The 21,237-nt window shown below is 60.7% G+C and carries 24 protein-coding genes; 13 read left to right on the forward strand and 11 right to left on the reverse strand.

Annotation, left to right across the window (positions count from 1 at the left end):
- Window positions 1-29: 29 nt before the first annotated feature.
- Complete coding sequence (locus tag Q0837_RS01600) at window positions 30-2,963, reverse strand: valine--tRNA ligase (protein WP_298464382.1); 2,934 nt, start codon at window positions 2,961-2,963, stop codon at window positions 30-32.
- 139 nt (window positions 2,964-3,102) lie between these two features.
- On the opposite strand from Q0837_RS01600, the gene Q0837_RS01605 reads away from it, so the two are divergent.
- The 4 genes from Q0837_RS01605 to Q0837_RS01620 all read left to right on the forward strand — a co-directional run bounded on the left by Q0837_RS01605 (window position 3,103) and on the right by Q0837_RS01620 (window position 6,754).
- On the forward strand, window positions 3,103-4,215 hold the full coding sequence (locus Q0837_RS01605) for an ABC transporter permease (RefSeq protein WP_298464385.1): 1,113 nt from the start codon (window positions 3,103-3,105) through the stop codon (window positions 4,213-4,215).
- A gap of 3 nt (window positions 4,216-4,218) precedes the next feature.
- Window positions 4,219-5,028: an ABC transporter ATP-binding protein gene (locus Q0837_RS01610; protein WP_298464387.1), complete on the forward strand. Its 810-nt coding sequence runs from the start codon at window positions 4,219-4,221 to the stop codon at window positions 5,026-5,028.
- A 64-nt stretch (window positions 5,029-5,092) separates the two neighbouring features.
- Window positions 5,093-6,043, forward strand: coding sequence for an MlaD family protein (locus tag Q0837_RS01615; protein WP_298464389.1), 951 nt, complete (start codon window positions 5,093-5,095; stop codon window positions 6,041-6,043).
- 12 nt (window positions 6,044-6,055) lie between these two features.
- Entirely contained in the window at window positions 6,056-6,754 is a 699-nt protein-coding gene (locus Q0837_RS01620; RefSeq protein ID WP_298464391.1) for an ABC-type transport auxiliary lipoprotein family protein, read from the forward strand.
- On the opposite strand, the gene Q0837_RS01625 is transcribed toward Q0837_RS01620, so the two are convergent.
- From Q0837_RS01625 to crcB, 5 genes are read right to left on the reverse strand one after another with little or no spacing between them, the layout of a single operon-like run.
- Window positions 6,726-7,427: an ATP12 family chaperone protein gene (locus Q0837_RS01625; protein WP_298464393.1), complete on the reverse strand. Its 702-nt coding sequence runs from the start codon at window positions 7,425-7,427 to the stop codon at window positions 6,726-6,728. The genes Q0837_RS01620 and Q0837_RS01625 overlap by 29 nt on opposite strands.
- Window positions 7,427-7,675, reverse strand: coding sequence for a hypothetical protein (locus Q0837_RS01630; protein WP_298464396.1), 249 nt, complete (start codon window positions 7,673-7,675; stop codon window positions 7,427-7,429). The genes Q0837_RS01625 and Q0837_RS01630 overlap by 1 nt, the downstream gene beginning before the upstream one ends.
- Window positions 7,672-8,319 carry an HAD-IA family hydrolase gene (locus Q0837_RS01635; RefSeq protein WP_298464399.1) on the reverse strand — a complete coding sequence of 216 codons (648 nt, stop codon included), beginning with the start codon at window positions 8,317-8,319 and terminating at the stop codon, window positions 7,672-7,674. The genes Q0837_RS01630 and Q0837_RS01635 overlap by 4 nt, the downstream gene beginning before the upstream one ends.
- Window positions 8,316-9,512 (reverse strand): RluA family pseudouridine synthase, encoded by a 1,197-nt coding sequence (locus tag Q0837_RS01640; RefSeq protein ID WP_298464402.1) that lies wholly within the window; start codon window positions 9,510-9,512, stop codon window positions 8,316-8,318. Before Q0837_RS01640 ends, Q0837_RS01635 begins: the two co-directional genes overlap by 4 nt.
- Window positions 9,509-9,913 carry a fluoride efflux transporter CrcB gene (gene crcB, locus Q0837_RS01645; protein WP_298464406.1) on the reverse strand — a complete coding sequence of 135 codons (405 nt, stop codon included), beginning with the start codon at window positions 9,911-9,913 and terminating at the stop codon, window positions 9,509-9,511. Before crcB ends, Q0837_RS01640 begins: the two co-directional genes overlap by 4 nt.
- 261 nt (window positions 9,914-10,174) lie before the next feature.
- Between crcB and rpsU the strand changes: the two genes are divergently transcribed.
- From rpsU to Q0837_RS01690, 9 genes are all read left to right on the forward strand, one after another.
- Complete coding sequence (rpsU, locus tag Q0837_RS01650; RefSeq protein WP_007011585.1) at window positions 10,175-10,381, forward strand: 30S ribosomal protein S21; 207 nt, start codon at window positions 10,175-10,177, stop codon at window positions 10,379-10,381.
- A gap of 117 nt (window positions 10,382-10,498) precedes the next feature.
- Entirely contained in the window at window positions 10,499-11,164 is a 666-nt protein-coding gene (locus Q0837_RS01655; RefSeq protein ID WP_298464418.1) for an FKBP-type peptidyl-prolyl cis-trans isomerase, read from the forward strand.
- A gap of 24 nt (window positions 11,165-11,188) precedes the next feature.
- Complete coding sequence (gene gatC / locus Q0837_RS01660) at window positions 11,189-11,491, forward strand: Asp-tRNA(Asn)/Glu-tRNA(Gln) amidotransferase subunit GatC (protein ID WP_298464421.1); 303 nt, start codon at window positions 11,189-11,191, stop codon at window positions 11,489-11,491.
- Between the two features lies 1 nt (window position 11,492).
- Window positions 11,493-12,974, forward strand: coding sequence for an Asp-tRNA(Asn)/Glu-tRNA(Gln) amidotransferase subunit GatA (gene gatA / locus Q0837_RS01665; RefSeq protein WP_298464424.1), 1,482 nt, complete (start codon window positions 11,493-11,495; stop codon window positions 12,972-12,974).
- 1 nt (window position 12,975) lies between these two features.
- On the forward strand, window positions 12,976-13,563 hold the full coding sequence (locus Q0837_RS01670) for a DUF1877 family protein (protein ID WP_298464426.1): 588 nt from the start codon (window positions 12,976-12,978) through the stop codon (window positions 13,561-13,563).
- A complete protein-coding gene (locus tag Q0837_RS01675) occupies window positions 13,563-13,775 on the forward strand; it encodes a hypothetical protein (protein ID WP_298464429.1) in 213 nt (70 codons plus the stop codon). The genes Q0837_RS01670 and Q0837_RS01675 overlap by 1 nt, the downstream gene beginning before the upstream one ends.
- 77 nt (window positions 13,776-13,852) lie before the next feature.
- Window positions 13,853-15,031: an acyltransferase gene (locus tag Q0837_RS01680; RefSeq protein ID WP_298464432.1), complete on the forward strand. Its 1,179-nt coding sequence runs from the start codon at window positions 13,853-13,855 to the stop codon at window positions 15,029-15,031.
- A 19-nt stretch (window positions 15,032-15,050) separates the two neighbouring features.
- Window positions 15,051-16,550 (forward strand): Asp-tRNA(Asn)/Glu-tRNA(Gln) amidotransferase subunit GatB, encoded by a 1,500-nt coding sequence (gatB, locus tag Q0837_RS01685; RefSeq protein WP_298464433.1) that lies wholly within the window; start codon window positions 15,051-15,053, stop codon window positions 16,548-16,550.
- A gap of 1 nt (window position 16,551) precedes the next feature.
- On the forward strand, window positions 16,552-17,562 hold the full coding sequence (locus Q0837_RS01690) for an esterase-like activity of phytase family protein (protein WP_298464435.1): 1,011 nt from the start codon (window positions 16,552-16,554) through the stop codon (window positions 17,560-17,562).
- A 3-nt stretch (window positions 17,563-17,565) separates the two neighbouring features.
- Here the strand turns inward: Q0837_RS01690 and Q0837_RS01695 are convergent, their stop codons facing one another.
- The 5 genes from Q0837_RS01695 to Q0837_RS01715 form a co-directional block, all read right to left on the reverse strand.
- A complete protein-coding gene (locus Q0837_RS01695; RefSeq protein ID WP_298464437.1) occupies window positions 17,566-18,111 on the reverse strand; it encodes a DUF4287 domain-containing protein in 546 nt (181 codons plus the stop codon).
- 14 nt (window positions 18,112-18,125) lie between these two features.
- Window positions 18,126-18,683 (reverse strand): SRPBCC domain-containing protein, encoded by a 558-nt coding sequence (locus tag Q0837_RS01700; protein ID WP_298464440.1) that lies wholly within the window; start codon window positions 18,681-18,683, stop codon window positions 18,126-18,128.
- A complete protein-coding gene (locus Q0837_RS01705) occupies window positions 18,680-19,027 on the reverse strand; it encodes a helix-turn-helix transcriptional regulator (protein WP_298464444.1) in 348 nt (115 codons plus the stop codon). The genes Q0837_RS01700 and Q0837_RS01705 overlap by 4 nt, the downstream gene beginning before the upstream one ends.
- Before the next feature lie 67 nt (window positions 19,028-19,094).
- Window positions 19,095-20,699: a peroxidase family protein gene (locus Q0837_RS01710; RefSeq protein ID WP_298464447.1), complete on the reverse strand. Its 1,605-nt coding sequence runs from the start codon at window positions 20,697-20,699 to the stop codon at window positions 19,095-19,097.
- 183 nt (window positions 20,700-20,882) lie between these two features.
- Window positions 20,883-21,182 (reverse strand): hypothetical protein, encoded by a 300-nt coding sequence (locus Q0837_RS01715; protein WP_298464450.1) that lies wholly within the window; start codon window positions 21,180-21,182, stop codon window positions 20,883-20,885.
- Window positions 21,183-21,237 lie beyond the last annotated feature (55 nt).

Raw genomic sequence — 21,237 nt, forward strand, 5'->3', positions numbered from 1 at the left:
TAGAGGGTAGGGCCAACGGCTCCTTGCAGTTACCCCAACCGCGTCAACGCCGCCTTCAATCGCTCTACCTCGCCCGAGTGATGCGCGAAGTCGGCTTTGGCCTTCTCCACCGCTTCGGGCTTGGCCCGCTCGACAAAGTTCGCATTGCCGAGACGTCCTTCAAGCGACTTCGCTTCCTTCTCAGAGGCGGTCAGCGCCTTTTCGAGACGCGCTTTCTCCTCGGCTACATCGATGACGTCACTAACCGGGATTAGGAAGATGTCTTCTTTGGCCATGACTTGCATACAAGGCCCCAAGGCTAACGAACTTGCTGTCCCCTCGATAACGGCCTCGACGTACTCGAAACGCGCCATTCTTTGGATCGCAGCTTTGCTCCGCTTGATAGTCGATTGAGCTAAGGCACTCGCATCAATGCAAAACGCGTTCAACTTCGCGCCCGGCTGGATGCCGAGTTCGTTCTTGGCGCTGCGGACATTGGTGGTGAGGTCGATCACCCAGTCGATCGCGTCGGTCGCGTCCTTGCTGACCTCGGCGCGCGGGTTCGGCCAACTTGCCGTGATCAGGTCGTATTTGCGCTCGCCCTGCGCGTGCCACAGCTCTTCGGTAATGAAGGGCATGAACGGATGGAGCATGACCAAAATCTGGTCGAGCGCCCATCCGGCGACTTCAACAGTTTCTGAAAGTGGAGTCCAAGGCTCTCCTTCCGCTCGTGCTGAGCTTGTCGAAGTGCGAGTGGAACCGGCGCCGTTCTCGCCATCTCGCCCTTCGACAGGCTCAGGACGAACGTTGTCCTGTGAGAATACCGGCTTGATCAGCTCGAGATACCAGTCGCAGAACTTGCTCCAGGTGAATTGGTAAATCGCATTGGCCGCCGCGTCGAAGCGCAGATCGGTCATCGCTTGTTCGATCTCTTCGCAGACCTGCTGGACTTCGCCGATGATCCACTGGTTCGCAGCGAGGCGCGCTGTTGGAGCTTTGATCGTGGTGCTCTTGCCGATACCGTTGGACTGGCAGAACCGCGTCGCATTCCATAGCTTGGTGGCGAAGTTGCGGTATCCCTCGACCCGCTTTTCATCCATCTTGATGTCGCGGCCCTGGCTTTCCATCGCCGCCATGAAGAACCGCAGCGCATCTGCGCCGTACTGGTCGATCAGGCCGAGCGGATCGACGACATTGCCCTTGGACTTGGACATCTTCGCGCCATCGGCGGCGCGGACGAGGCCGTGCAGATACAGCTTCGGCCAAGGGGCCTGCCCCATATTGTACTGCCCCATCATCATCATCCGCGCATCCCAGAAGAACAGGATGTCGAAGCCTGAGATGAGCAGGTTGTTGGGGAAGTGTTTTGAGAGCAGGTCAGTGTTCTCCGCCCACTCTCCCGTTCGTGCTGAGCTTGTCGAAGCACGTGCGTCTGCGCTCGGGGCACGCCCTTCGACAGGCTCAGGACGAACGGGGCTATATTTCGCTTCCGGCCAGCCGAGTGTCGCAAACGGCCACAAGGCGGAGGAGAACCATGTGTCGAGGACGTCATTGTCCTGCGTCAGCGTGACGCCTTCGCCTGCCTGTGCCTGAGCGCCGGCTTCGTCTTCAGCGACATAGACGTTGCCGTCCGCGTCGAACCAAGCCGGAATCCGGTGCCCCCACCAAAGCTGACGGCTAACACACCATGGCTGGATGTTTTCCATCCAGTTGAAGAAGGTTTTTTCCCAGCTCTTCGGGACGATCTCGATGGTGCCGTCGCGCACGTCCTGAATCGGCTTTTGCGCGAGCTTTTCCGCATCGACATACCACTGGTCGGTCAGCCACGGCTCGATCACCACACCGCCGCGATCGCCAAACGGTGTTGCGATCTGGCGCGGTTCGGCGTCGTGCTCGACTTCCTCGCCTTTCTTGGTCTTGGCGACGTGCGGGATCAGGTAGCCCTGCTCCTTGAGCCGCTGGACCACGAGCTCGCGCGCGCCATCTTTGCCGTCTCGCTTGAAACGATGCAGGCCGATGAATTCCTCGGGCACCAGGCCATCCGCCGTCTGGCAAACGTCAGCATTGCCATCGAGCATGTTGAGCATTGCACCCGCGCTGAAACCGGCACGCTTGCCGACTTCAAAGTCGTTGAAATCATGCCCCGGCGTGATCTTCACCGCGCCTGAACCCAACTCAGGGTCAGCGTGTTCGTCGGCGACGATTTTGATGCGGCGTCCCGTGATCGGCAGCACAACTTCCTTGCCGACGACGCTCTTGTAGCGCTCATCCGACGGATGCACCGCGACCGCCATATCGGCGAGCATCGTTTCGGGACGAGTGGTGGCGACTTCGATGAAGTCACGGCCATCATCGAGAGTAACACCATCGGCCAGCGGATACTTGAAGTGCCAGAAACTGCCTGGAATGGTCTGCTGCTCGACCTCGAGATCGCTGATCGCGGTTTTCAGCTTGGGATCCCAGTTTACCAGCCGTTTGTCGCGATAGATCAGCCCGTCATTGTAGAGGTCCACGAACACCTTGAGCACCGCCTTGGTGAAGTGCTCATCCATCGTGAACTGCTCACGCGACCAGTCCATCGAACAGCCGAGCCGGCGCAGTTGGTTGGTGATGGTCCCGCCGCTTTCGGCTTTCCATTCCCACACCTTGTCGACGAATTCCTCGCGCGAATAATTGGTGCGCTTGTCCTGCTTCTCTTCAAGCTGCCGCTCGACCACCATCTGGGTCGCGATGCCCGCATGATCGGTGCCGACCACCCACAGTGCATCCTTGCCGCGCAGCCGTTCATACCGGATCACGATATCCTGCAACGTGTTGTCGAGCGCGTGGCCGATATGCAGCGAGCCCGTCACGTTCGGCGGCGGATTGACAATGGTGTACGGTTCCGCATCCGGGCGCTCGGGCCGGAAACCGCCGCTTTCCTCCCAGTGCTTGTACCATCGCGCCTCGATTTCGGCGGGGTTGAAGGTCGTGGATAGACTCATCTCTTTGCTCGCTACGCTCGCAGGCCGCGCCATCCGCTCCCTGCAAAAACCAAAAAAACCCATACAACCCCGTTTGTGCGACGCAACAACTCGTTCGGGATACTTGTGATGCGCCGAATTTCCCCGCATAGCCAAGGTGATGGATGGGTTGGCGCAATATTCGCTGGAGGAAGGCGATTCCGGGGGCTCGCGCCTGGCGCTTTCCGGCCAGATGCTCGTCTCTACGATTGGCGAGATCGATCAGGATCTGTTTGCAATCGAAGAGCGGGTTGAGGCCATTGATGTATCCGGAATCGAAGAGATCGACACGGTTGGTGCGTATATCGCCTGCCGCCTTGCCAATAGGCACGAGGCTGAGATTGTTGGCTGCACCTCGGCGGTAAGGCGCATTATCGATGCGGTCGAAGGGGCCGGGAACAAGGCCGACATGGTCCCGCCGCGCGTTCCGGTTTGGAAACGAGTACCGGTTGAAGTTGGCGAACAGATTTCGCAGCTGTTCATCGGATTTCTCGGCGTCATTGGCTTTTTCGGTCAAATCCTTCTCGGCTTTGCCAGTCTGATCCGCCACCCATCGCGCTTCCCGATGAAGGCCTTGGTGCGGCAGATGGAGCTAGTGGGAGTCTCGGCCTTACCCATCATCGGACTTATGAGTTTCCTGATCGGGGTCGTGATCGCGCAGCAGGGCGCGGTGCAGCTCGAACAGTTCGGCGCGGAAGCGCTTACGGTGAACCTCGTCGGCCGCATCACCTTGCGCGAACTCGGCGTATTGATGACCGCGATCATGGTTGCCGGCCGTTCGGGCAGCGCCTTTGCCGCGCAGATCGGTACGATGAAGCTGACCGAAGAAGTCGACGCCATGCGCACCATTGGCATCTCGCCGATTGAAGTGTTGGTGATCCCGCGCATCCTCGCTTGCACCTTCATGATGGTGCTGCTCGGCTTCTATTCCTCAGTCATCGGCATTGTCGGCGGTGCAGTCGTGGGACAATTCGCGCTTGGCATCCCGTTCTTCACGTTCCTTGAGCGGATACAGGATGTTGTCCCGGCGCATGACCTTTGGGTCGGGTTGGTCAAGGCGCCAGTATTCGGCCTGATCGTGGCGCTCGCGGGCTGCTATCACGGCATGCAGGTGCAGGGGAATTCCGAGGAAGTCGGTCGCCGCACGACGCAGGCCGTTGTCTCGGCGATCTTTGCGGTCATCGTGCTCGACGCGTTTTTCGCGGTGTTCTTCACCGAAGTGGGTTGGGGCTGAGCGATGGCGAACATCAAGAACCAGGAAGGCGAAGTCCCGCCGATTGTCGTCCAGGGGCTGGAGAACAAGTTCGGCGATTTCGCGGTTCATCAGGATCTCGACCTGACGGTCCGGACGGGCGAGATTATCGGCGTGGTTGGCGGGTCGGGCACCGGCAAATCGGTGCTGATGCGCTCCATCATCGGCCTGCAGATCCCGAGCGCCGGGCGCATTCAGGTGCTCGGACGAGACATTACCGGGATCGACCCGGACCAGAATATCGGCGTGCGCTGCCAATGGGGTGTCCTGTTTCAGGGCGGCGCGCTGTTTTCGACGCTGACTGTCGGCGAGAATGTCGAAGTCCCGCTCAAACAGTTCTATCCCGATATCGAGCCTGAATTGCGCCGCGATATCGCCCGCTACAAGGTGCTGCTTTCCGGGCTGCCCGAGGAAGCGATCGCGAAATACCCGTCCGAGCTATCGGGCGGGATGAAGAAGCGTGCCGGTCTGGCCCGCGCGCTTTCACTCGATCCCAAACTCCTTTTTCTTGACGAGCCAACCGCTGGGCTCGACCCGGTCGGAGCTGCCAAGTTTGATCGTTTGACCAAGGAGTTGCAGGAAACGCTTGGCCTGACCGTATTCCTGATCACCCACGACCTCGATACGCTTTATGAGATTTGCGACCGGGTCGCGGTGCTGGCTGACAAGCGCGTGATTGCCGTCGGCACGATCCCTGAATTGCTCGAAACCGAGCATCCGTGGATTGACGATTATTTCAATGGGCCGCGTGGACGCGCCGCACTGGGTTCGCATATGCGCGGCGAGGCCCAATAAGATGGGCGTTCGAATGGCTTACTCCATAGACAAGCGCGCCAAAGGGCGTTCATAGGAAACGGCGATGGAAACGAGAGCAAACCACCTCTGGGTCGGCTTGATCACGCTGGTGCTGCTGGCGGCGCTCGCTGCTTTTATCATCTGGATCGCCCGACTGGGGCAGGGCCAACAGAACGAATACGACATCTTCTATAAGCAATCGGTCAGCGGTCTTGCCAATGGCAGCCAGGTCTCGTTCGCCGGTGTGCCGGTCGGTCAGGTCAGCGAAATCACTTTGTCTGAAGACGATCCCGAATTCGTACGGGTGCGGGTGAAGGTGAAAGAGGACGTGCCCATCCTGGTCGGCACGACCGCTACGATCCAGGCGAGTTTCACAGGCGTTTCGACCATTCTGCTCGACGGAGCGCGCAAGGACGCGCCGCCGATCACCTGCGAGACCACTGCATGCCCCGAAGGCGCGCCTGTGATCCCGCCCAAGGATGGCGGCATCAACGCGCTGCTCAACAACGCACCGCTGCTGTTGGAGCGGCTGGCGACGCTGACCGAGAACCTCAACACACTGCTTGGCCCCGAAAACCAGGACCAGATCAGCGGCATTCTCGCCAACACCAATCGCTTGACGGACGAGTTGGCGCAGGCTGCACCGCGGCTTGAAGGGACGTTTACGGAACTCGAAGGCGCTCTGAAAGAAGCCGGCGAGGCGCTTGACGCGTTTGAGCAGGCGACGAAGACAACCGATCAATTGCTCAATCAAGAAGGGCCTGCGCTGGCAGCTGAGCTGCGCGGAACATTGGCTTCGGCCAATCAGGCCGCCGCATCGCTTGCTTCGACACTTGAGGACACACGTCCGGCAGCGCGCGCACTGCGAGAGACGACTTTGCCCGCAGCAGAGGCAACTTTGCAGGACCTGCGGACAACCAGCCGGTCGCTGCGCGCGATCACGGAAAGGCTGGAGAATGAAGGCGTGGGTGCTTTGATCGGCGGGCAGCAATTGCCCGAGTACGAGCCGGAATAGGGGCGCGAGGCAATGGATCGGTTTTTGAACACGATGAAGGCGGGCGCTCTGGGATTGGGCGCACTCACTCTAAGCGGCTGTGTGAGCCTGGGCGGCGGGGCGGAGCCGCCTGCAAGCCTGCTGACGCTCAGTTCGACTGCTGTTGCGCCTGCTGGATCGAGCGCCAGCACCGGCATCACAGAAACGGACGGCGCGATCGCTGTGCTGACACCGGAAACCCCGGCTAAGCTCAACGTTTTGCGCGTTCCAGTGACGGTCAGCGCAACCGAAATCGCCTATCTGCAAGAGGCAGTCTGGGTGGAGAAGCCCGCGCGTCTGTTTCGACGATTGCTGGGAGAAACGCTGCGAGCGCGCGGATCAACCCTGATCCTGGATAGCGACGATACGCCCAAGCTTGCGGGTCAGACGCTGCGCGGGACACTGTTCGACCTGGGTTATGATGCGGCGAGCTCTTCGGTGGTCGTCCGCTTCGATGCGATCCGCACCAGCGCCGCCGGAGTGGTTGAGACCCGGCGCTTCGAAGCGAGCGAATCTGGCGTTCTGGCCGAAGCTGCATTTGTCGGCCCTGCGCTTAACCGGACTGCCAACAAGGTGGCGGGCGAAGTGGCCGAATGGATGGCGAGGGCGCCGGCTGCACCGGCTGAACCGATTGCACCGTCAGCACCGCCGATCATGGACGAAGCTAGCTCGGAAGCCGCGCCAGCCGGGTAAACTCGCAGGCTTTCAGGAAATCGCCCTCGCGCTTGGCGCGGCGCGTCTCGGCTTCCGCATCGCGGCCCCACAAGTCGGCCTGCCATTCTTCTTCCAGGCTCGCCGCTTCCCACAAAGTCAGCGGTTCGATATCAGGCTCGAGCGCCGACAAGCCGACCACCAGCGATGCTGACAGCGACGTCATGGCTTCGATCCCGGCGAGGGTGAAGGGATCGCTCGTTTCCAGCTTCGCCCGCAACGACGTCAGCGTATCTGCGCTTTGAGGTCGGTGCATGATCCCACTGACCGGAGTGAGCCTGACACCCTCGCGCTGCTCGAACTCGGCGACAATCGGCTCCCACACCTCTTGCTGGCGAGCATAGAGCGGTTCATCGGGATCGGCGCGATATAGCAAGGTGTCGGTGTCGCCAAAGGCGGTGAGCGTCTCGGCAATAGCGGCAACATCGGGCGCGACGATATCAAGCGCATAGTCGGCCATATCGCGCATCGGCAGAGTGGTAGGGTCAAGCTTTTCACCCTGCGCGTCCCATTCCTGCGCCATGGCCTCAGCCAATGCCCGCGTCGGCAAAATTTGCTGAGCGCCCTTCACGGTCTTGATTCCGCGCTTGTCGAGCGTGACTTGCCAGCCGCCATCGACCTGGTGCGTGGCAACGTCTTTGTAAAAGCGCTTCATCACGGCTGGCCTTGTTCGCGGTCCTTTGCCTTCCAGTTCTTGGCCAGCAGTGGCGGGCCGAAGAAGAAGGCGAGCATCCCGGCGACTGCCAGCACAACGCCGAGCGCGTAGGGTGCTTCGATCAGAGCGCGGGCAATCGCGATGCCGAGGATGACGGCGGCGATCGAGCCAACCCGCACCGCGCCAAGGATGTAGTATCTTTTGGCCGCGAGGGTTTCGGCGGCATCGGGATCGAGCGGCGCGTTCACAGCAACTGCTCCAATTCTGCGACCTCATTGGCTATGGCAGTGGCCCCGGCCTGCGTTAGTTCGTGCGTCTCATGATAGCCCCATGCAACCCCGATGGACCGAACATTGGCCGCCCGTGCCATGTCGATATCGAAGGTCGTGTCGCCGATCATCACCGCTTGATCCGGCGTCGCCCCGGCTTCGAACAAGGCCGCTTCCAGCATGGCGGGGTGCGGTTTCGATGGGTGGCGGTCGGCGGTCTGGAGCGAGATGAACAGGTCGGTGAGGCCGTGTGCGGCGAGCACCGAATTCAGCCCGCGATCTGACTTCCCAGTGGCGACAGCGAGCTGCCATCCGTCCTTGTGAAGGGCGGCGAGCAGGTCGCCGATCCCGTCATATAGCGGTTCGCGAAGCAGCCCTTCCTCGCGGCGGGCAAAGTATCCGCTCTTGTAGAACTCGACGACGTTCTTTGCGTCGTTTTCACCGATGCCGGGCGAAAGCTCGCGAATCGCGACCTGCAGGCTCAGTCCGACAATCCGGCGCACATCGTTGCGGTTCGGTGCGGGCAGTTCCGCGCGTTCGAATGCCTGCACCATCGTGTCGCAGATGTCGGCTTGGCCATCGACCAGTGTGCCGTCACAATCAAAGACTGCGAGGCGGGTCACTTGTGGCCGCCTTTCGGCTTGCCGCCGCGTCCTTTGGGTCCGCCTTTCTTGGGTGGGCCCTTCTTATCCGGTCCCTTTGTGCGCGAACGCCGTTCGCCGCGCCTTTCCTTGCGGTACTGCTTCGCGTGTTGGCGTGCAGCCTGCTTCTTTTGCGCAGGCGTGCGCTCGGGCGCCTCGTCGCGCATCGGGGAGGCGTCGCTCAGGCTGAGGTCGAAACCCAGCTGCTCCATGCTCGCCGCGAAATGTTCCGGCAGCTCGGCAGTTACGTCCAGCTTGCCGCCGCCGGTCTTGGCGCCGGTCGTGTTTCGTCCCGGTTCGGAGATGATCAGGCGCCGCGCATGCAGGTGCATCTTGCGGCTGACACTGCCGGTCAGGAACGCGTCCTGTCCGCCATATTTGCCGTCGCCAACGATAGGGTGCCCAATGGCCGCCAAATGGACGCGCAATTGGTGGGTTCGCCCGGTGAGCGGTTCCAGCTCGACCCATGCGGCGCTGTTCCCGGCGCGCTCGACCACGCGGTAACGCGTCTTGGCAGGCGCGCCGTCTTCCTCGTCGACATGCATCTTCTCGCCGCCGGTGCCCGGCTGCTTGGCGAGGGGGGCGTCAATCGTGCCTTCACGCGTTTCGGGTATGCCGACCACCAGCGCCCAATAGACCTTGCGCGCGGTGCGCCCGGCGAAGCGCTTTGAGTAGGCGGCGGCGCTGCCCGGGGTGCGTGCGACCAGCAAGACACCCGACGTGTCCTTATCGAGCCGGTGCACCAGGCGCGGGCGCGGCGTGTCTTCGTCCTTGACAAAGGCATCGAGCAGCCCGTCGATATGTTTGTTGGTCTTGCTACCGCCCTGCGTCGCGAGGCCCGGAGGCTTGTTGAGGACGATCGCGGTTGGCGTCTCGCGGATCACCATGGCCTTGGCCTCGGCGATCTCGTCGGCACTCAGTTCGCGCCGCTCGCGCGGTTTCTTGCCAGTGACGTCGCCGCCCGGAGGCACACGCAGGGTCTGACCAGCAGTCAGGCGATCTTCAGGCTTCGCGCGCTTACCATCGACCCGAACTTGCCCTGTGCGAGCCCAGCGCGAGATCGTCGCAAAGCCGATCTGCGGCAGGTTACGCTTGAACCAGCGGTCGAGCCGGATGCCGTCATCGTCCTGATCGACGGTGAATTGGCGGACCTTGTCGGAAGTGGAGCGGTTCATGCAGCGGCCCTCACAATCACGAGCCCGCCATAGAGCGCGCCAAGTCCGGCCATCACCGATCCGGCCGCATAGAGAAATGCGAGCCCCATCGCGCCGCGTTGAGCCAGCAACATCAGTTCAAGGCTGAAGGCGCTGAATGTGGTGAACCCCCCAAGCAATCCGACGCCGAGCAGCAGGCGCAGCGATTCGCTGGCTCCGCCGTGCCGAGCCAGCCAACCGAACAGCAGGCCCATGGCAAGGCACCCGATCACATTTGCAGCGAAGGTCGGCCAGGGAAAGCCGTCGCTCGCTCCCGTCCAGTGCGTTACAACACGGCCCAGCTGATAGCGGCCAAGCGCGCCGGCAGCACCGCCAGCGGCGACATAAGCGGATGCGGCAAGAGGAGAGAGGGTGGTAGACATTGCGCCCCGCTCTTAGCGATGCCTTTGCGTGCTGCATAGCGCGGACAGCACTGTGCTGACCTGTCTGGTGTGGCCCAGATACAACGCGGACCGGACGCTGCAACGCACACATAACCTTGCCAATTTTACCCGTCACCGCTATACGGCACCCAGTTCGAGCGCGATCCAACAGGATTCGCGCCGATTCCAGCGTCAAATTTGCGTGCAACCCCGCACACTTAGGCGGGCTCTGTGCGTTTTGAAATGAGGTAGTGTCCGTTTATGCAAATCATGGTTCGCGATAACAACGTCGATCAAGCTCTCCGCGCGCTCAAAAAGAAGCTGCAGCGTGAGGGCGTCTATCGCGAAATGAAGCTGCGTCGCCACTACGAAAAGCCAAGCGAGAAGCGCGCCCGTGAAAAGGCTGCTGCCGTGCGCCGCGCACGTAAGCTCGAGCGCAAGCGTATGGAACGCGACGGCGTTAAGTAAGACGCCCGCGATTCAGGTGATATTCGCTTGAACGCACCCTTACGATAAGCCATCAGGGCGCGGTTCAATTCCGCGCCCTTTTGCTTGTGTGGCGCACACACCGATCAGGATAACATAATGACCGAAGTCACCCGCGTACCGATCCAGCCGATCGCCAAGGGATCGCTTACCAAGCTCTGGCTGGGCGTGATCATTGCGATACTGCTCGGCGGCAGTCTCGCCTGGGCCGCGCTGCCCAAAAGTTTTTCGATCGAAACGCTGACCGCTGGCGAAGGTGCCAATCCGCAGGTCGGCGACATGGCGTTCGTCAAATATACCGGCAAGCTGGCGGTAACTGGTGAGGTGTTCGATGAATATCAGGACATCGATCTGCCGATCCCCGATATCTTTCCGGAAGGCTCGCCCTTCCCGGTCGAAGATGGCGCGACGATCCCCGGCTTTTTCAAAGGCCTGCAGCAGATGCAGAAGGGCGGTAAGTACAACCTCTACATCCCGGCAGAGGACGCCTATGGCGAAGAGGAGCGCAACGATCCGCAGACCGGAGAAGTGCGCATTCCAGCGGGTTCCGATCTGATCTTTGAAGTCGAACTGGTCGATTTCATGACTCGGGAGGAATTCGATCGCAATCTGTCGATCCTGCAGCAGGCAATGCAGCAAATGGGACCTCCGGGCGGTCCCGGTGGACCCGGCGCTGGACCCGGTGGACCGGGCGGGCCGGGCGGACCACCTCCGGGAGGCGCTCCAACCCAGCCGCCGGGCACTCAGCCCGGACCCGCAGAGTAATCTCACAAGAAAGGGCATCCTCTCATGTCCGTAGACAAGGAAACCGTCGCCAAAATCTCAAAGCTGGCGCGGATCAAGATGACCGATGAAGAGCTTGAGCGGATGGCGCCCGAGCTCAACAACATCCTCGAATGGGTCGAGCAGCTCGGCGAGGTCGACGTTGAAGGTGTCGAGCCGATGAGTGCGGTGATCTCCAATACGCTGCGCCTTCGCGCTGACGAGGTAGATGCTGATCCCAAGACAGGCGGCGGACGGCGCGATGATGTGCTCGCGAATGCTCCTGCTGCCGAGCACGGATTTTTCGGTGTGCCGAAGGTGATCGAATAATATGACTGATCTGACCAAACTTGGCGTCAAAGCCATCCGTGACGGTGTCGCTGGCGGCGATTTCACCGCGCGTGAAGTCGCGGAAAGCTTCAACGCTGCCGTGGCTGAAGCTGCCAGTCTTAACGCCTTTATTGTAACCACGCCCGAACACGCGCTCGCCGCTGCAGACGCAGCTGACAAGGCCCGCGCCGAAGGTAAGGACCTTGGCGCGATGGGTGGTGTGCCAATCGGCATGAAGGACCTGTTCGCGACTCACGGCGTGCAGACGACCGCCGCTTCGCACATCCTCGAAGGGTTCAAGCCGCAATACGAAAGCACCGTCTCGCAGAACCTGTGGGATGCGGGTGCAGGCATGCTCGGCAAGCTCAACCTCGATCAGTTCGCGATGGGTTCGTCCAACGAGACCTCGTATTTTGGCAACGTTTCCTCGCCTTGGCAGAAAGCCGGAACGAACGCGCCGATGTCGCCCGGTGGCTCTTCGGGTGGCTCGTCCACGGCAGTGGCCGCGCGCATCGCACCGGCTGCGACCGGAACCGACACTGGCGGCTCGATCCGTCAGCCTGCGGCTTTCACCGGCATTTGCGGGATCAAGCCTACCTATGGTCGCTGCTCGCGCTGGGGCGTGGTGGCATTTGCCAGTTCGCTCGATCAGGCCGGGCCGATGGCGCGCTCTGTCGAGGATTGCGCAATCATGCTTGGCGCGATGGCGGGTTTCGATCCGAAAGATGCGACCTCGCTTCAGATAGACGTGCCCGATTGGGAAGCCGCTTTGTCGGCAGACCTCACCGGCAAGAAGGTCGGCATTCCGCGCGAATACCGTATGGAGGGCACCGATCAGGCGATCCTCGATAGCTGGGAACAGGGCAAGGCATGGCTCAAGGATGCGGGTGCGGAGATCGTCGATATCTCGCTGCCGCACACCAAATATGCGTTGCCCGCTTACTACATCATCGCGCCCGCCGAAGCGTCGTCCAACCTCGCGCGCTATGACGGCGTGCGCTACGGGCTTCGCCATCTACCCGATGGCGCGGGCTTGCAGGACATGTACGCCGAAACGCGTGAGGCAGGCTTTGGTGATGAAGTGAAGCGGCGCGTGCTGATCGGTACCTATGTGCTCTCGGCTGGCTTCTACGACGCCTATTACAATCAGGCGCAAAAGGTGCGGGCGCTTGTCGCGCGTGACTTTGAGAATGCTTGGGCGGAGTGCGACCTGATTCTCGCACCGACGACGCCGACTGCGAGCTTCCCGCTGGGCAGCCTCGATGCCGATCCGCTAACGATGTATCTGAATGACGTGTTCGCGGTCCCGGCTTCGCTGGCAGGGCTGCCCGCGATGAGCGTGCCGGCGACGCTGAACCCGGATGGCTTGCCGCTTGGCTTGCAGCTCGTCGGCAAGGCGTTTGACGAGCAGACCGTGCTCGATGCGGGCCTCGCGATCCAGCAACGCGCTGGATTCGACCACGCTCCGGAGAAGTGGTGGTAGGATGGGACAGCTCGGCCTTCATTTGCGTCTGACAGATCAAGAGTTGGCACATATTGAAGCGTTGCCAAACTCTCGGGCGATAGATGAGTACATCACCGAAGAGCTAGAAGAGGCCAAATTTAACAGCGGTGATGTCGCTGAAACCGACCGCAGTTGGGCCTATATTCACGCGGCGATGATGGGAGCTGATCCCGATGGGCCGTTGGAACGAGAGTCGAGTATTATCTCCCAGCCAGCCAAGGGATTTTTTGGCAAGCTGTTTGCAATGGGAAAGCAGGCGTCTGAGTCTTGGCGTGATACCGGTCGTGCAAAATATGTGATTATCGGCAATGAGACTTTAGTTGCCAATGATGACCACTTTTTTGGTCTGACCAGAAAAACTGATGTAGGAGCCGTGGCTTCTGCGCTCGATGATATCTCTTCTGAGGAATTGCAGCGATTGGTCGTTCAAGCGCATGAGCGATTTGAAGCAATGGGAGATGCGCAAGAATGTGCTGAGTATGCAGATTCTTGGTTTTCTGGATTGGTTGAATTCTACCGAAAGACGGCGGAGCGGAACGAGCACATACTTTTTACGGTGAGTTTTTGATGATCTTCACGGTCATCTTCGCGACCATTTTCCTCGCCGCCTTCGTCATTATCGGTGGGGTGGTGATGTATCTGTCCAAGACCATCGACCATGGCGAAGCGCGGTTCGATAGCGAGACGGGCAAGCCGCTGCGCGGGTCCGAAGACAAGCCGCCGCATGAAGGGCCGGCACGACCTGCTTCGCGGATCGAGGATGAGGGTGAGGCACCTTAGCCTTCATTCCAGCGCAAACTGGAATCCAGGGCGACTAGGTCGTACGGAAGTGGCCTGAGATCCCAGCTTGCGCTGGGATGACGATTGAAAGAAGTCACCGGATCACTCAGCCAGCCACTCCGCACCGCTTCATAGCGCTCGATTCCCTCCGTGGCATCGCCGCGCTCGCTATCGCCTATTTCCATTTGCAGGGCGACGGTTTGCTGCTCGGCAGCACATTCCATTCGCGCCTCGCCATCGCGGTCGACTTCTTCTTCGTCCTCTCGGGATTCGTCATCTTTGCCAGCTATCACGAGCGGCTCGCGCAAGGATTTTCGGCTGGGCGCTTCATGTTCCTCAGGATCGCGCGCTTGTGGCCTCTGCATGTAACAATCGTGCTCGCCTTTGTAGGGTTGGAACTCGTGCCACTGATCTTCGGCGATGGCTCGGGCGCGTTCTCCGGCAGGCGCTCGCTCGAGACGCTCCCGGCTAACCTGTTGCTGCTCCAAACCTATGTGCATCCCGAGGGAATGACATGGAACGGACCAAGCTGGTCAATCTCCGTCGAACTGGGGCTCTATGTGCTCGCCGCGATCCTGCTGAGCCGCATCCCCCGAGCCGCGCCGTTCGTATTCGCGATCCTGGCAGTGGCGGCGGGCATCACGCTCATGAGCGTCGACTGGAAGGCATATCCTGACTTCGCATTTGGAGCGACGGCGGTGCTGCGCGGGATCGGCGGGTTCGGGTTCGGAGTGCTGGCCGCCTACCTTTGGCTGCGGTTGCCGAGCGCCGCTCTGTGGCAGCGCCGAGCAGGCTGGTTGGAGCTTGCCACCGCCGCAATCGCGCTCGCGGTGATCGCCTGGCCGATGGGGATGCTCACCAACCACATCGTTTTCGCACTGATGGTGTTCGTCTTTGCCTTCGACGTCGGACCGCTTAGCCGAGGCCTCGCAATGCGCGGTTTTGTGTGGATCGGGTTGGTGTCCTATTCGATCTACTTGGTGCATCCGCTTGTCTATCGCTTCGTGTTTCCCGCGCTCGCCCTCATTGAGCGCCAAACCGGGATTGCATTGGTCGCGAGCCAAGCGAACGGACAGCTCGCCATCGCCCCGCAAGGAATAGCAGCCGAAGCCACCGCGTTGCTCTGTCTGGCTGCCGTGTTGGTTGCCGCTGGCATCGCCTATGCCTTTATCGAACGCCCCACTCGCGAGTGGTCGCGCCGCATCGCAGCAAAGCATAGCGCAGCGCGCGCAGAAGCGATTGCGCCGACCATCTGACCGAGGCTAAAGGAGCCGCATGAGCACATATACGATTCAGGGCGCGACGGGCGATTGGGAGGTTGTGATCGGCCTCGAAGTTCACGCGCAGGTCACCAGCCATTCCAAGCTGTTCAGCGGCGCTTCGACCACATTCGGCGCGGAGCCGAATTCGCAGGTCAGCCTCGTCGATGCGGCGATGCCGGGGATGCTCCCAGTGCCGAACCGCGAGTGCATCCGTCAGGCGGTGCGCACCGGTATGGCAATCGAAGCGCAAATCAATGCGTGGAGCCGGTTCGACCGCAAGAACTACTTCTACGCCGATTTGCCGCAGGGCTATCAGATCAGCCAGCTGTACCACCCGATTGTCGGCGAGGGGCAGCTGACCATAGACGCTGATGAGAAGGCCGGAATCCCCGAAGACAAGGTGATCGGGATCGAGCGCATCCATGTTGAGCAGGACGCGGGCAAGCTGATGCACGATCAGCATCCGACCATGTCCTATGTCGACCTCAACCGCAGCGGTGTCGCGCTGATGGAAATCGTCTCGCGCCCGCATATGCGCTCGCCTGCAGAGGCCGGAGCCTATGTCCGCAAGCTGCGCAGCATCCTGCGCTATGTCGGATCGTGCGACGGCAACATGGAAGAAGGCTCGATGCGCGCCGACGTCAACGTGTCTGTGCGCCGCAAGGGCACGGAAGAGCTTGGCACGCGGACCGAGACCAAGAACGTCAACTCGGTGCGCTTCGTCATGCAGGTGATCGAGTTTGAAGCCAATCGCCAGGTCGATGTGCTCGAAGGGGGCGGGACAGTCGATCAGGAAACCCGCCTGTTCGACGTTGCGACCGGCACCACCAGGACGATGCGGAGCAAGGAAGACGCGCACGATTACCGCTACTTCCCTGACCCCGATCTGCTGCCGGTGGTTCTCGAAGACGACTTCCTCGAAGAATGCCGCGCCAGCCTGCCCGAACTGCCCGATGCAAAGCGCGCGCGGTATGAGAATGAGTTGGGCCTCACGCCCTACAACGCTCGCGAATTGACCGCCGAGGTCGAGACGTTCGCGCGGTTCGAGACATTGCTGTCCGTAGCAGCGACCGTCATCGGCAAGCCCGAAGCCAAGGTCGCGACGCAGGTCGCCAACTGGGCGCTTTCGGTCGCTCCAGGTGTCGTGAAGGGGCTGGGCGACGAAGCCGACCTCACCAATTCCACACCGGAAGCGCAGGCCAAAATCCTCGCGATGCAGGACAAGGGCGAGATTTCGGGCGGTCAGGCCAAGGAAATCTACGAGATCGTCCTGAAAGAAGGCGGTGACCCTGAGACAATCGCCGATGAGAAGGGCCTCAAACAGGTCAGCGACACCGGCGCGATCGAAGCCGCCATCGACGAAATCCTCGCCAATAACGAGGACAAGGTTGAGCAGTACAAGGGCGGCAAGGACAAGCTGTTCGGCTTCTTCGTCGGTCAGACGATGAAGGCGATGCAGGGCAAGGCCAACCCGGCAGTGGTCAACCAGATTTTGAAGGACAAGCTGGGCTGACATGGCGCACGGCGTCTTTGGGGCGCGAACCACCCGCGCCACGCTGATTGCCTTGACATTGATGGCGGCGGGCTTGCTTCTGGCCGCGTGGCTGATCGTGCATCGACCCTACGCGGTGGATCCCGACGAACTGGTGCTGGTCCCGCTGTCCGAAGAGGATTCCTCCCTCGAACAGGTCGGTGACCTGCGTTACCTCGGCGGGATCGATATACCACGCCTTGGCCAGAATATCGGCGGACTCTCGGGGCTTCGCTGGGATGCCGAGAGCGGGCGTTTGCTCGCGCTGACCGACGATGCGCGTTGGGTGTGGATCGCAGTGCGCGAGCGTGATGGTCGGTTGGTCGGTATCGGCGAAGTCACGTCAGGCCCTTTGGTTGGCCTCGATGGAGAAATCCTGAGCGGCAAAGAAGCGGGCGATTCTGAAGCGCTCACTCGCAGCGCTCAGGGCGGATGGCTGGTGGCTTTCGAACGCGATCATCGGGTTTGGCGATATCCGACGTTGAGCGGGCGACCCGTTGCCACCGAGATCGATCCGATCGCGCTACTCGGAGGGTTCGAAGAGAACCGGGGTGTCGAGACATTGGCTGGGGACGAGACCGAATTCTTCCTTTGCGCCGAGCGCTGGTCGGGCCCTGACGATTCAGGTAACTGCATCCGTCAGCTGGCGGGTGCCGACCCCGAGCAGGTGATGGTTTCACCGCAAGGGGCTTTGTTCGAATTCGGGGCGACGCCTACCGATGCCGACTATGGGAGCGATGGGTCGCTCTACCTGTTGTTCCGCAGCTATTCGCCGGGCGATGGCGCTGGTGCAGAGATCGTGTTGGACAACCCAGAAGAAGGGCGGCGTGCGTTGATAACTCTGCGTCCGCCGCTCACCGTAGACAATTTCGAAGGGCTCGCGGTGCGTGAAGAAGATGAGCGCACATTTCTCTACATCGTGTCCGACGATAACTTTTCATCGAACCAGCGTACACTGCTGATGAAATTCGAGGTCATGCCCCAAAGCGAGTAGCCGTCAGCCCGCCCGCGAGTACGCCTCCTTCATCCAGCCTTTAACCTCGTCATCGAAGTCGTCCGCGCTCTCCAGCCGCACGCGGTGGCTGCACATCGCGTTATAGTTTTCGAGCCGACCCGCTGGTTCATCGCCTTTGAGCGCCAGACCGAGATCGATCCGCGTCTTGGTCGCCGGAGTGATCAGAGCGAACTGCTTCTTGCGGCGCAGGCTTACACTGGCCTTCTTGGGCGCGAGTTCCACGTCGGAGCCGAGCGATTCCGCGAACTTTACAATCTCTTCGTAAAGCGGGAGCAGGCCTGACTTCGCGCCTGAATATTGCGCCGCGACCAGATCGACCTCCTCACCGGTCTCTTTCGATTTCGACACGATCAGGTTTGCGAAACCATGCGTGACGCCATGTTCGGATTTCAGCAACTTCATGATCTCGCCGTGCTTTTCCAGCCCGCTGGCGCGGATCAGCGCCAGCCATTCGTCGAGAGTCTTGCCGGTCTTCTCCGGAATATTCGCGAGCATGGTCGCCAGCTGGTCTTCGGGTGATGCAGCCATTGGAATTCTCTCCCCTAGAGTTTCTCGATACGGTCGAATGGCCAGTTTTCGGAGCGGCTCTCTTTCGGAACGAACGGAGTGGCCAAGCCCATCAGGCCAAGCAGGAAGCGTGTGCCAAGCGAAGCCTTGCCGGTTTCGGCCACCGATTTGAGCGTGTTGACGATAAACGTTCCGCCGCGCGCCATATCGTTTTCGGTCTTGGTGCCTTTGGGCACGTTGGTCGTCACGAGCGAGAAATTGGTGCCACCGTCAACCGCCTCCAACTCATAGGTGACAGTGCAAGGTGGGTCGTCATAGCCGGTGAATTTGAACGTGTGTGAGTAGCGATGCGGCGGGTCGAATTCGAGCACTTTGCCCACCACGCTGCGGAACTTCCCGTTGGGCGTTTCCATCGCCATCACCGCACCCGGCGTCAGCTCGCCCGGTGTCCGGCACACTGACCCGAAGAAGAATGGCAGCACGGAATCGGTTTTGACCAGCTCGTTCCACACTGTCTCGATCGGCGCGGCGATGAACACCTTGTAGATCGCCCTTTCGGCAAAACTGTCTGTGGTCGTTGCGCTATCGTTCATGAATTCCCCTCCTGTTTGGCCGCTTCTTCGGCGGCGTATTTGATAGATGTCAGGCACGAGGCGAAGCTCCCGCTATAGGCGTCGAGCCAACGGTCGTAGATCCGCTGGATCGGGACCGCATTGAGATACAGTCTGCGCGACCGGCCATCCTTTTCGCTCACGATCAGGTCGGCGTCTTCGAGAACACGTAGATGCGCAATGATCGCGATCCGGCTGACATCGTATTTGCCGGCAAGCGCGCCGACCGTCAGGCCGGGCTCCTCTCGCAGGTGATCGAGAATGGACCGGCGTGTGCTGTGCGACAGCGCGCCAAAAACCTGATCCATGTCCGATTCGGTAATCATGTAATTACATAATTACATATTGAAATGTGAGTCAAGCCACATGGGTTGGGGCGCGTTTTCGGGGTGGCTATTCTTGTCCGCGTCGCCAGCCGTGACGGGTCATGCCGATGAACTTGTCGCCCACACCGCTCGCATTGCGCTCGAGGATGTCCTGCAGGCTATGCGTGTCGCCGATTGCTTCCAATCCTTCATAGGTGAAGGTCGCGCGCTGGACCTTGGGATCGCCCCAGACATGCTGAGACAGCAGCGGATTGGTGAGCGCCTGCGAGAAGGCATCGACCGCGACCATCGTTTGCAGCAGCGGGGGCAGGGGGCTGTCCTCCGCGCGGGGCTGCGCAAACAGGCCGGTGTAAAATTCCAGCCGGTCGACATCGCCGTAGAGCGCCTGCAGCTCGCTCTGAATCTTGCGGTCGGGGTTGATGTCGGACCAGTCGCGTGCGCGTTTGTGGCCGAACGCGCTTTGATATTTTACGAACGGGGCGATGCGGTTTTCGCGCGCCTGATCGACTGCGGCCTGCTCGACATCAATCAGCCAGTTCACTGTGTTGTGCAGCCCCAGCTCTGTTGCCCGGTTGGCGCTTATGTCGACAAAGGCCTGCGCCAATCCGCCATCGAGCAGCACTTGATTGTTGAGCCGCAAAGCCCCGCCAGGCTGCGCCGCCCCGGCCCACACCATCCGGTCCGGGATCAGTGAATGCCAGCGATAGAGCAGGCTGAACTCGGCGGTGATCCAGTTCGGCTTGTTCCACTTTGCCTTCCATGCGGCGGAGGGATCGGCGATCAGGCTGAGCGGCGTCGAGTTGATGTGGTTGATATACTCCTCGACCACCAGCTTGATGAACATGACCACAGTGCAGGCGCGTGCGGCGTCGAACACGCGCTCATCGTTCCAGCCGGGATTGCTGCCGGCAATTATTCCTGCAAGCCGGTTGTGCTCGCGCAGGAACAACGTGTTGAGCATACTCACCTGAGGCGCAGCATTGGCGCGGTCGCCGCCGACGGCAAACAGGGTTTCGCGCATTGTGGAAGTCGATTTGCTGATGCCCAATGGCGTATCAAGCAACGGCTGGCCGTCAGCGTCGGTGAATTCGGGATTGAAGGCGTTGCCGCCAGCCTGAAACAGCTTCAGCGGCCATTCTTCACCATCGATGATCTCAGACTTGAGCTTGCCGCGTTCTTCGGGATGTTCGGACAGGGTGCGCAGTGCGCGGACCTGTTCCACGGTTCGGCCGTAGAGCGGACACAGGTCAATCTCGTGATTGGAGGTGTTGCGTCGGCGGTCCTCAATCGTCTCGCCTGTTGCGAAATCGTTGGAGATCATCGTGCGGATGAAGCCGTCCGTCAGGTACTGCGCGAAGGCCGGAAACAGGCAGGTCGATTTGGGGCAGAGAAACTGCTCCTCACCATCGGGCACGCGGAACAGATCGGCCACGCGCTCCGAAGGCGGCAGATCGGGGATGTCTTCAGCGGGAAGGTGCCGCGCGCTGTAGCTGCGATCCGTCATACCGCGCCAACTCACGTGGTCGCTGTAGCTGCTCCAGGGGTGGGGCCGTTCGCGGGTGGCTTTGACCAGGCGTCCAATGGCGAGCCGGTTGATCCGGGTGCGCAGACCCGGAGAGAGCTTCGAAAGTCCGGCCGCAACCCGGAATGCGAATTTCTTAAAACTACTCACGATGACACTCCTTGGCCTGCGACCCGGATGTCATTTTGGCGGTAGTTTAACAGGTGCATTGCCTTGCGACAATGAAGCTGCCGAATGGGCAGAGTATCTGCGGTTAGTTTACTTGGCCTGCTTAACGAAAAGGGGCCACCAGATCACTCCGGCAGCCCCTGATTGTCTCTAAGAGAGAGTGGCTTAAGCGCGTGTGCCCGAAACAGGCATCGCACCGAAAGCGCCGGCATTGACGTTGCCGGTCAGCGTGTCGCCGTCGATGGTCGCTTCGCATTCGAGCGTCATCGGCATCGGCACGGTCATGTTCATTTTCCAGGTCAGCGTGTTGCCGTCGACCTTGCCTTCTTCAACATCCATCGAACCCATGCCGCCGGCCATGTTGCCGGAGAACGTGCCGTCGCCGTTGTCTTCAACGGTGAAAGTGCCGGCCTGATCGCCCATCGGGCTTTTGACGGTGGTGTTGTAGGTACCTGCTACAGACATTCTCTATCTCCTAATTATTCGTTCGGACCGCGGGAACGGCCCGGTGGATTGTTCG

It is taken from the genome of uncultured Erythrobacter sp. (assembly GCF_947499705.1).
In the GTDB taxonomy this organism is placed as follows: Bacteria; Pseudomonadota; Alphaproteobacteria; order Sphingomonadales; family Sphingomonadaceae; genus Erythrobacter.

Coding starts and splice junctions, on each gene's coding strand:
- Q0837_RS01700 (WP_298464440.1), bottom strand. CDS start 18,683: ATGAACGATAGCGCAACGACCACAGACAGTTTTGCCGAAAGGGCGATC.
- Q0837_RS01715 (WP_298464450.1), bottom strand. CDS start 21,182: ATGTCTGTAGCAGGTACCTACAACACCACCGTCAAAAGCCCGATGGGC.
- Q0837_RS01695 (WP_298464437.1), bottom strand. CDS start 18,111: ATGGCTGCATCACCCGAAGACCAGCTGGCGACCATGCTCGCGAATATT.
- Q0837_RS01705 (WP_298464444.1), bottom strand. CDS start 19,027: ATGATTACCGAATCGGACATGGATCAGGTTTTTGGCGCGCTGTCGCAC.
- Q0837_RS01690 (WP_298464435.1), top strand. CDS start 16,552: ATGGCGCACGGCGTCTTTGGGGCGCGAACCACCCGCGCCACGCTGATT.
- Q0837_RS01680 (WP_298464432.1), top strand. CDS start 13,853: ATGACGATTGAAAGAAGTCACCGGATCACTCAGCCAGCCACTCCGCAC.
- Q0837_RS01675 (WP_298464429.1), top strand. CDS start 13,563: ATGATCTTCACGGTCATCTTCGCGACCATTTTCCTCGCCGCCTTCGTC.
- rpsU (WP_007011585.1), top strand. CDS start 10,175: ATGCAAATCATGGTTCGCGATAACAACGTCGATCAAGCTCTCCGCGCG.
- gatA (WP_298464424.1), top strand. CDS start 11,493: ATGACTGATCTGACCAAACTTGGCGTCAAAGCCATCCGTGACGGTGTC.
- Q0837_RS01605 (WP_298464385.1), top strand. CDS start 3,103: ATGGATGGGTTGGCGCAATATTCGCTGGAGGAAGGCGATTCCGGGGGC.
- Q0837_RS01670 (WP_298464426.1), top strand. CDS start 12,976: ATGGGACAGCTCGGCCTTCATTTGCGTCTGACAGATCAAGAGTTGGCA.
- Q0837_RS01640 (WP_298464402.1), bottom strand. CDS start 9,512: ATGAACCGCTCCACTTCCGACAAGGTCCGCCAATTCACCGTCGATCAG.
- Q0837_RS01620 (WP_298464391.1), top strand. CDS start 6,056: ATGGATCGGTTTTTGAACACGATGAAGGCGGGCGCTCTGGGATTGGGC.
- crcB (WP_298464406.1), bottom strand. CDS start 9,913: ATGTCTACCACCCTCTCTCCTCTTGCCGCATCCGCTTATGTCGCCGCT.
- gatB (WP_298464433.1), top strand. CDS start 15,051: ATGAGCACATATACGATTCAGGGCGCGACGGGCGATTGGGAGGTTGTG.
- Q0837_RS01615 (WP_298464389.1), top strand. CDS start 5,093: ATGGAAACGAGAGCAAACCACCTCTGGGTCGGCTTGATCACGCTGGTG.
- Q0837_RS01655 (WP_298464418.1), top strand. CDS start 10,499: ATGACCGAAGTCACCCGCGTACCGATCCAGCCGATCGCCAAGGGATCG.
- Q0837_RS01600 (WP_298464382.1), bottom strand. CDS start 2,963: ATGAGTCTATCCACGACCTTCAACCCCGCCGAAATCGAGGCGCGATGG.
- Q0837_RS01625 (WP_298464393.1), bottom strand. CDS start 7,427: ATGAAGCGCTTTTACAAAGACGTTGCCACGCACCAGGTCGATGGCGGC.
- gatC (WP_298464421.1), top strand. CDS start 11,189: ATGTCCGTAGACAAGGAAACCGTCGCCAAAATCTCAAAGCTGGCGCGG.
- Q0837_RS01610 (WP_298464387.1), top strand. CDS start 4,219: ATGGCGAACATCAAGAACCAGGAAGGCGAAGTCCCGCCGATTGTCGTC.